This window comes from Marinomonas vaga, assembly GCF_055388305.1.
In genome coordinates this window covers 3,446,799-3,456,170 of the sequence record NZ_AP043903.1, presented here as the reverse complement: position 1 = coordinate 3,456,170, position 9,372 = coordinate 3,446,799, and the positions used below count along the sequence as shown (strand labels likewise).

Here is a 9,372-nt window from a genome sequence, read left to right as displayed (position 1 = left end):
GGGTGCGTCCCTTGTTATAGTATGGGATGGATTTTTGAATAAACCGGAGAATGGTGTGAGCGATTGGCCGACGGGATTGATGGTCATTCAAGGTAACCGCCTTGAATTACTAAAAGATGTGCTGGTGTCTTGGTTAAAGCGGTATCCGCTGGAGCCTTTGGAGACGGATAAGTTTCTGGTGCAGAGTAACGGTATTGCCCAGTGGCTTCAGCAGGCGATTGCTCAAGACGAGACAGAAGGTGGCTGTGGCATTGCTGCATCCATCGATGTGTCACTTCCAGGACGGTTCATTTGGGAAGCCTATCGCTCTGCCTTTTGGTCCCTTGATACCCAGTCTCCATTTGATATGAAGCCCATGGTTTGGCGTCTGTTTCGACTATTGAACACCATTGAATCGGAAAATGCAGAAGGCCATTACGACACCTTGGTACGTTTTATGGCATCGGGCAAAAGCCGTGAACACCGCCGTTTTATCTTGGCGGAGCGAATCGCAAAATTGTACGACCAATATCAGGTGTATCGCGCGGATTGGTTGCAAGCTTGGGAAGCCGGAGCAGATGTGTTGCCGGAACGGGACAAGCCTTATGTGGTAGGACAAACCAAAGCAGTGCCTGATGATCAAATATGGCAGCCTAGATTATGGCGATATTTGGTGGCCGATATTCAAAATGACCCCCAGTTCAAAGGGGAGACGCAACAGGTGGTTAACCGTTCCGAGATCCACCAAGACTTCCTCAAGCAATGTCAGCAGGTGGATCACTTAGAAGGTTTGCCTCGCCGCGTGATCGTCTTTGGTATTTCCTCTTTACCGAACCAAACCTTAGAAGTACTGCAGGCCATTTCGTCGTTTACTCAGGTGTTATTGTTCACCATGAATCCCAGTGAATATTACTGGGGGGATCTGATCGAAGGGCGTCAATTGTTGCGCCAAGCTCATTCTCGTCGACCGATGAAAGCTGGTCGACCAAACAAAGACGTGTCTTTGGACGAAGCCCATTTGTATGGCAACCCTTTGCTCGCATCATGGGGGAAACTAGGCCGAGATTACCTTCATTCCCTAGACGAGCGTGACCAGCCGGGAGCGTATCAAGGATTCTTTGTGGACAGCAAGATTGACTTATTTGAAGCCCCTGAAGGGCAGTCCCTGTTGGCGCAGTTACAGGATGATATTTTTCAGCTCCGCAGTTTGGAAGATTGTCAGTCCCTTGGCCGTCAGGTGGACACCCAAAGGGATACCAGCCTGACGTTTATTGAAAACCACTCCCGCCAACGTGAAATAGAAATCCTTCATGACCGCTTGTTGAGTGAATTCGAGCATGCCGCAGCCAAAGGGGAGTCTCTCGAACCGAGGGACATCCTGATTATGGCCCCGGACATTAATGTCTATGTTCCTCATATTGAGGCGGTGTTTGGTCGCTTTGCTAAATATGGTGACTACGCAGATAAGCGCTTTTTGCCTTACCACGTGGCCGATCAAAGTGCCCGTCAGCAGCATCCTATCGTGGCTGCTTTTGAGTCCTTATTGGCGATTACTCAATCCCGATTTGAAGCCACCGACTTGTTGTCACTGTTAGACATTCCTGCATTGCGTGCCCGTTATCGGTTGGAGGAAGGGCATGTGGTGCAACTTAAATCTTGGATTGAACACGCCAATATCCGCTGGGGGCTATCAAAAGAACAACGTCATTCTCTGGGCTTGACCAGTGCATCGGAACAAAACACCTGGTTATTTGGCTTAAAACGAATGCTTCTGGGGTATAGCGTTGGAGCGGGTGACATCTGGCAAGGTGTCTTGCCTTATGGGGATATCGGTGGCCTAGATGCACAGACTCTCGGGCAAATGCACCGTCTGATCGATGACATCCAAGAGGTTTGGGGGGCTTTCGTAGAGCCAAAACCTTTGTTGCATTGGGCGGACAGCTTGCAAGGCCTATTGGATACCTTCTTCCTACCCAGTAATGACTCAGAACGTCGGGTGGTCACTCGTATCGAAGAGCAAATTGAAGCGCTGGAAGACCAAGTACAAGGGGCAGGTGTTGACCAAGAACCTGTGTCTGTGGATGTGATCCAAGAAACCTTTATGGGGCAATTGGACGAACCTGCTTTGAGTCAGCGATTTTTATCTGGATCAGTGAATTTCGCTACTCTTATGCCCATGCGCGCGATTCCGTTTAAACAAGTGTATTTGATTGGTATGAACGACGGGGACTATCCCCAAGTGAGTACGCCAATGGACTTTGACTTGATGGTAGGGGATTACCGACCGGGGGACCGCTCACGTCGAGAAGATGCCCGTTATTTGTTTTTAGAAGCGGTGCTCTCCGCACGGGATAAACTGGTTATTAGTTGGCAAGGACGCAGCGCTAAAGACAACAGTGAACAACCCCCATCGGTTTTGGTAGGGCAGCTTCGAGATTACCTAAATAAGGGATGGCAAAACGACTCATTGGCTGTTCAGTTGACAACAGAATACCCGATGCAGCCCTTTAGTCGTCAGTATTTTACTCAAGGGTCACCAGTATTCACCTATCAGCACGAGTGGCAGGGGATTTATCAAGGTTATGAGGCGTTAGAGAAAGGGGACGAAGCACTTCCAGATTGGCAGCCTGATGCGCCCTTGAATGCGCGCAAGTTGACGTCTTTTTATCGCTCTCCAGTGGACGCCCTCTACAGCGAGCGCCTTGATATTCGTAAGCCCAGTGAGATCGAAGAAACCAAAGTAGTGGAAAACTTTGACTCTGATGGATTAGAAGCCTGGCAAGTCCATGACCAGATGCTGAATTATGCCAAACGGCTTAATGTGACCCAGTCCAGTTGGGATGATGAAGTGGAGCGCCAATTAGAGCGTCAAATCGCCGCGGGAGAATTACACGGTGGTGCTTTCTCAGAGGTGCATCGAGATCGTTTGTTTCCAACGAAAGTAAAGCAGTTATATTTTGGTTGGAAAAAGGCCATCGGCACACTGGCTATGGTGCCTGACACCCTGCGCCAAGCAGAAATCCAGCTCACCTGTGATGGGGTAACCTTGCATTACGAAGATGATCTGGAGCGTCTCTATAAAGCTTCAGATAGGGAGTGTTTGATTCAGTTTATTATGCAAACCTCCAACGTTTACAAAGACAGCATTATCGACGAAGAAGGTGACATTAGCCGCTCCGTCACAGACAACAAATTAGGGACTAATGTGGTCTGGCGCAATGGGGTAAACGCTTGGGTGCGCCATTTGGTGGCGAACCTGGTTCATCAGCAGCCCGTGGACACACAGCTGATGACCCCGAATGGGGATTTGCGCTTTCATGGTATGGCCACTGAAACCGCTGAAAGGGTGCTAAAGGATCTACTGACAGCTTGGCTACGGGCAATGCATGATCCCTTATGTTTTGGCATTCATGGGGGGATGGCTTACTTGATTCAAGGCCGATCTAAGAAGACAGACCAAGAGCGTTTGGTAGAGGGTTACATAAATGGGGATCTGGGGAGTCCATCCAACCATTATGGGCGATTGCATATACAAGAGCCTTTAACGTCTGAACAGCTAGCACAGCTAGAAGAGCACGCTCAGTTACTCTGTGGACCTATTCTGACCAGTGTGTCACCGGAGGCGAAAGCATGAGCCATTCCACCCAGCAATTGAACCCATTGACCTTCCCCTTAGCAGGCTCCGCGTTAATCGAGGCGAGCGCGGGCACAGGTAAAACCTATACTCTGGCGTTGTTGTATCTGCGACTTGTGTTAAAGCACGGGGGAGAAAACAGTTTCACGGATTTTTTGCTGCCCCCCAATATTCTGGTTGTGACCTTTACAAAAGCGGCCACTCGGGAGCTTAGGGATCGTATTCGTGCCCGTTTGGTAGAAACGGCTGCTTATTTTCGAGCCGATGAAGAAGCCAGTACGGATATGCACCTTCGAGCCTTGCGCAAAGAGGTAGAAGCAGAAACTTCCTTGTATGCCGCCGCTCGTCGCCTTGATATTGCGGCAGAATGGATGGATGAAGCCGCAGTGTCCACGATTCACTCTTGGTGTAGCCGTGTTTTGTCGGAACACGCGTTTTACAGTGGCTTGAATTTTCAGCAAACCCTGTTAGAAAACGAAAAGCCCCTAGTGATTCAGGCTTGTGAGGACTATTGGCGAGAAAAGATCTTTACCCTAGAAGAGCCTGAGCTACGTCAGGTGCTGGCGGTTTATTCTGCTCCTATGGCGTTGCATCGGTCGATCGGTAATCTAATTTACAAGGTTCATGGCATTGCACCTGTAGGCGCAGACATTAGCGCTGAGTTGCAGGCTATCACCACTCAAAGAGCCGCAGTCATTGACTCATTAAAAGCCCAGGTCAGTGGAGCGCTGCCTACCTTAATAGAAGACTTTGAGGCTGCGGCGAAAGGTAAGTTGTTTAAGGCGGCCTCGTTGAACAAAAATCATCGGGCCAGTGTGTTCGATGGTTTGGCTCAGTGGTGTGCTAGCGAGGGCGAAAACCTTGCCTTGGTTAATAAGCTCTTTCAGGGTAAAAGCTTCGCTAAAATCGCTTTGTTGGACACTGGATTTTGGTTAGACGAAGGGACTATCCCAGTAGATCGTGGGGCGGCAGCTGTCTTAGCAAAGCTGCCTGAGGTGCTGGATCAGTTGCCTACACCTAATGAGTTTCTCATTGCCCATAGTGCCCATTGGGTCGCAGCACGGGTAGAAGAGGAAAAGGCTCAACGTGGTGTGCTCAGTCAAAATGACTTATTGGATAAGCTGGATAAAGCCCTACAAGACGAAGGTGGGGCACAATTAGCAGAGGTCATCCGTAAGCAATTCCCTGTTGCTTTAGTGGATGAGTTTCAAGACACGGATCCGGTGCAATACCGTATTTTTAATGCCATTTATCGGGTAGCGGAGCCTCATCCTGATACGGGGTTCTTTATGATTGGTGACCCCAAACAGGCGATTTATCGTTTTCGCGGTGCCGATATTTTCACCTACTTATCTGCGAAACGTGACACTGGCAATCGTCAATATACCCTGACCCACAATTTCCGCTCTTCGCCGCGATTGGTGAATGCTGTAAATGGCTTCTTTGAGCGGGCAGAGCAGGCTCATCCAAACGGAGCATTTTTATTTAGGCAAGGGCAAGAGGATCCAATTCCGTTTTTACCAGTGCAAGCCGGTAAGAAAGATGGGATTGCTTTGTTGGTAGAGGGTGAGCCTCAGGCGCCCCAAAATCTTTGGGATTTGACTCTAGAGCATGGGGAAGCCTCTGATGATTCCATCGACCGAGCGGTGGCGACCGCCTCTCAGATTGCTCATTTACTAAATCTGTCTAATGAAGATCGTGCGGCCATTGATCTGGGAGACGGACCAAGGCCTCTTCAGCCGAAGGATTTTGCTGTATTGGTGAATTCGGGTGTGGAAGCCCGAAAAATTCGCCGAGCTTTGTTCGATGTGAATGTGTCCAGCGTGTATTTGTCGGATGCGAACGATGTATTTGATACAGAGGACGCAGACGATATTTTACATGTGTTAAAAGCCATGGCAGAGCCCTTTAATAGCTTCAATTTAAGGGTCGCGTTGGGGACGCGGTTGATGGGGATGAGCCTCACGGAGTTGGATGCCCTGAATCACGATGAGATTTATTGGGAAGGCTTTATTGAGCAATTCAGACGTTACCATCACCATTGGTTTGAGTTTGGCATTATGGCGACCTTGCATCGTTTCTTTACGGAACAAATGGTGCCAGAGCGGTATTTAAATCAGCCTAATGGTGAGCGCTCGATCACGGATCTATTTCATATTTCTGAATTGTTGCAGCAAGCCTCTGAAACCATACAAGGTCAGCAGGCGTTAATTCATCACCTTGAACAATGTATTACGGCGGAAAAGTCTGGGCAAGAAAGCACTCAACAGCGCCTCGAAAGCGATGCGGACTTGGTTCAAGTGGTGACGGTACATAAGTCAAAAGGTCTTCAGTACCCCTTGGTTATGTTGCCGTATTTGGATGCTGCTCGGGCCGTAAAGTCTTCCGATTTGCCGATTGAATATCATGATGACCAAGAAAATTTGGTGTTGAGTTTTAGCCCCTCTAATGAACAGGTAGCACAGGCTGATTCGGAGCGGTTAGCAGAAGATGTGCGCAAGATTTATGTGGCCATGACCCGAGCCATTTGTGCTCAATGGCTGGCCATTGGCGATGCGGCGGGTGGTGAATTGGGAGACTTTACCTCAGCAGCCCATGCGTTATTGGGAGCATCTGCAAATCATGTGGTGGCAGCCCATCAGGAAGACTCAGAAGTCTTTTCGGTAGTGCAAGCCATGTCCAGCGTGGCTCCCTATGTGGGACTAACGGTGCCAGAGTTTTGCCCAGCGAGGCAGGTGAATGCATTGAGCATTTCCCCCTGGTGGATTGCCAGTTACTCCTCTTTGTCTTTTGGTGGCAAGGAAGGGGAATTCGAAATAGAAGCCGGCAGTCCGGAGCAGGCAATTGATGAGCAAATGCTAGACGATGATCAAGGTGAGCCCGTTACAGAGGTTGTGCAAAGCCACAAACTGATGCACAAGCTACCTCGAGGCAGCCATATGGGGACCTTTCTTCACGGTATTATTGAATGGGCTGCAGAGCAGCGAACCGAGATAAACGGTGAAAAGCGTAAGGGGTTTGCGGCCGCTCAAGGGGATGCGGACTTGCGTTTAAACATGTTGGAAAGCCGCTGTAGAAAGCGAAACCTGTCAGAGTATGCCGAGCCATTATCGGATTGGCTAGGTGACTTTTTAGGCAAAACATGGCGGTTGGATCGCATACCAGAGCAAGCACCAGTGACCTTTCGTTTAATGGATGTTCCGCCAGAGGATATGGCGGTGGAGCTGGAGTTTATGTTTAGCGCCAGTAAGGTTCAGGCCCAACATTTGGATTCCCTTGTAAGACAGCAAACATGGGACGGTCAAGAGCGTCCTGCTGCCCAATATCAGATGCTTGAGGGGATGTTTAAGGGTTTTATCGATCTCGTGGCCAAGGTGGATGGTAAATACTATGTGATCGATTGGAAGAGTAACGGTCTGGGAGCTGATGACGCCGCCTATGACGAAGCCAGTCTTAGGGATGCTCTGTTAAAAAAACGATATGACTTACAGTATGTGTTGTATCTGGTGGCTTTGCATCGCCATCTAAAAGAGCGTATTCCCGCCTACCGTTATGAGGAGCATATTGGGGGAGCCGTTTACTATTTTATTCGAGGCTACGAAAACGAGACAACCCAAGGCCTGATTATGGACAAACCGCCCAAGGCGCTCATTGAAGCCCTAGATAAGATGTTCGCTGGTGAGACAGTGGTTCTGCAACAGGAGTTGTCTTATGTTTAATCTGGAGCAGATCAAAAGCTGGGTAGATGCAGACGTTGCGCGCTATGTGGATTTTTCCTTGGTGAAGTGGTTAGTCACGGAGGACGGTGAGTTAGATGAACGACTTTTGCCTTTGTTGCTGTCTGTCAGCTACAACGCCTCCCTTGGGCAAGTGTGTATTGACCTAGACAAGTGGCTGCAACATCCATCTGGTTTTTTGCAATTCGACGAAGAGGGACAATTTGAGACTCTGCTGATGGCAGAGCAGTTGAATGGTTGGGCAAGTACTCTAAGCAAGCAGGATTTGGTTGTTGCTCTAGAAAAATCCAATGCTGTGGCGACGGGGACCACAGACGAAATCGCTGCACAGTCGTCACCGCTGGTATTCGTTCAAGAGGAAGCGTCAAGTTTTCTATATCTACGCCGTTACTGGCGAGCAGAGCAAATCATTGTGAATGGCATTGCTGATCGCTTGGATCGTGCTACGAGTGTTTCGGAACGAGACATTAGAGATTGGCTAACGGCATTATTTGGCCAAGTAAGTCAGGTGGATGACACAGATTGGCAAAGGGTAGCTTGTGGCATCGCGGCCAGTAACCACTTTTCTATCATCACTGGTGGGCCGGGGACGGGTAAAACAACCACAGTGTTGCGTTTGCTTGCTTTGTTGCAAGGGCAGCGATTGGTAAATGGTTTGTCACCATTGGCGATTCGCTTGGCCGCCCCCACGGGTAAGGCTGCTGCACGTTTGAATGAATCCATAGCGGCCAACCTAACACGCTTAGACTTGCCAGAAGTGGGACATGTGAACCCAGACGCTCTAAAACAGGTAATTCCGACTCAGGTGACAACCCTACACCGATTGCTCAAACCCAAGCCGAATTCTCGTCAATTTATCCATAATCAGTCTAACCCTTTATTGGCGGACATTGTGGTAGTGGATGAAGCGTCCATGATTGATATTGAAATGATGGCCAGTTTGTTTGAAGGCATTGAGCCTGATACCCGCGTGATCCTATTGGGAGATAAGGATCAACTTGCCTCCGTAGAAGCTGGCTATGTGCTGGGAGATCTTTGTCGCGGTGCAGCCGAGGGTCAATATACCTCCCACACGGCACAGTGGGTCGAAGACGTTGTCGGTGAAAAGATAGCACCAGATTATATTGATGAATCTGGCTCTAAGCTGAATCAAGCAGTTTGTATGTTGCGTCGCAGCTATCGCTTCGTTGAAGGGGGCGTGATTCACCAGCTGGCGTCTCTTGTTAATGAAACACAAAGGGGGTCACAAGTATCTCCAAAGTTACCAAGACTCAAAGAAATCTTTGCTTTGAGCCTAAAGCGAGCTCCCAATGGGCCTGCGTTACAATATTTAGAGCAAACTCAATTTCCAGAAGCGCCTATCAACCCTGGTGTGAAAGGGTTATTGGTAAAAGGCTATGGGGGCTTTTTAGATCAAGTGGCTGCTATGCCAAATCTCGATGCAGGTGTTGAGGCCTTCGATGAATGGGGGAAACGGGTTTTAGAGCACCACGTAGATTTTCAGTTGCTTGTTGCGACTCGCCAAGGAGAGTGGGGCGTTGCCGCCATGAATGAGAAGATCGAACAGCTGCTCTTGTCGAGCGGCAAGCTCAGGTCCGTGGCGGGATTATGGTATTTAGGCCGTCCGGTTATGGTGACCCAGAATGATTACAGTGTGGACTTAATGAATGGCGATGTAGGGATCAGCTTGTTGTATCCGGTCAATGGTGCGTTAAAGCAACGCGTCATTTTCAGTGATGGTAAAGGTGGCGTGCGTTGGGTTCTGCCAAGTCGCTTACAGAGTGTCGAAACCGTATTTGCCATGACGGTTCATAAATCCCAAGGATCGGAATTCACTCACACGGCCATGTTATTACCCAGTAGGCATTCTAACATCTTGACCAAGGAGCTGATTTATACGGGCATTACCCGTTCTAAAAAGCACTTCACTTTGATTTCAGGGGATGACCAAGTATTAGAAGCGTCAATGAATCAGCAAGTCGAGCGTAGCAGTGGCTTGAGTTTATACATTCATTGATGATG

At 49.1% G+C, this 9,372-nt stretch carries 3 protein-coding genes; all 3 read left to right on the top strand.

Going from position 1 to position 9,372, the window contains the following annotated elements; translation table 11 throughout:
* Positions 1–55: 55 nt before the first annotated feature.
* The 3 genes from recC to recD are packed head-to-tail and all read left to right on the top strand — an operon-like array spanning position 56 to position 9,367.
* Positions 56–3,613 (top strand): exodeoxyribonuclease V subunit gamma, encoded by a 3,558-nt coding sequence (gene recC / locus ACZ5DR_RS16295; protein WP_377368828.1) that lies wholly within the window; start codon positions 56–58, stop codon positions 3,611–3,613.
* The gene (gene recB, locus ACZ5DR_RS16290) at positions 3,610–7,332 is read left to right on the top strand and encodes an exodeoxyribonuclease V subunit beta (RefSeq protein ID WP_377368830.1); all 3,723 of its coding nucleotides are present in this window, start codon (positions 3,610–3,612) and stop codon (positions 7,330–7,332) included. Before recC ends, recB begins: the two co-directional genes overlap by 4 nt.
* Entirely contained in the window at positions 7,325–9,367 is a 2,043-nt protein-coding gene (recD, locus tag ACZ5DR_RS16285) for an exodeoxyribonuclease V subunit alpha (protein WP_377368832.1), read from the top strand. Before recB ends, recD begins: the two co-directional genes overlap by 8 nt.
* Positions 9,368–9,372: the final 5 nt, after the last annotated feature.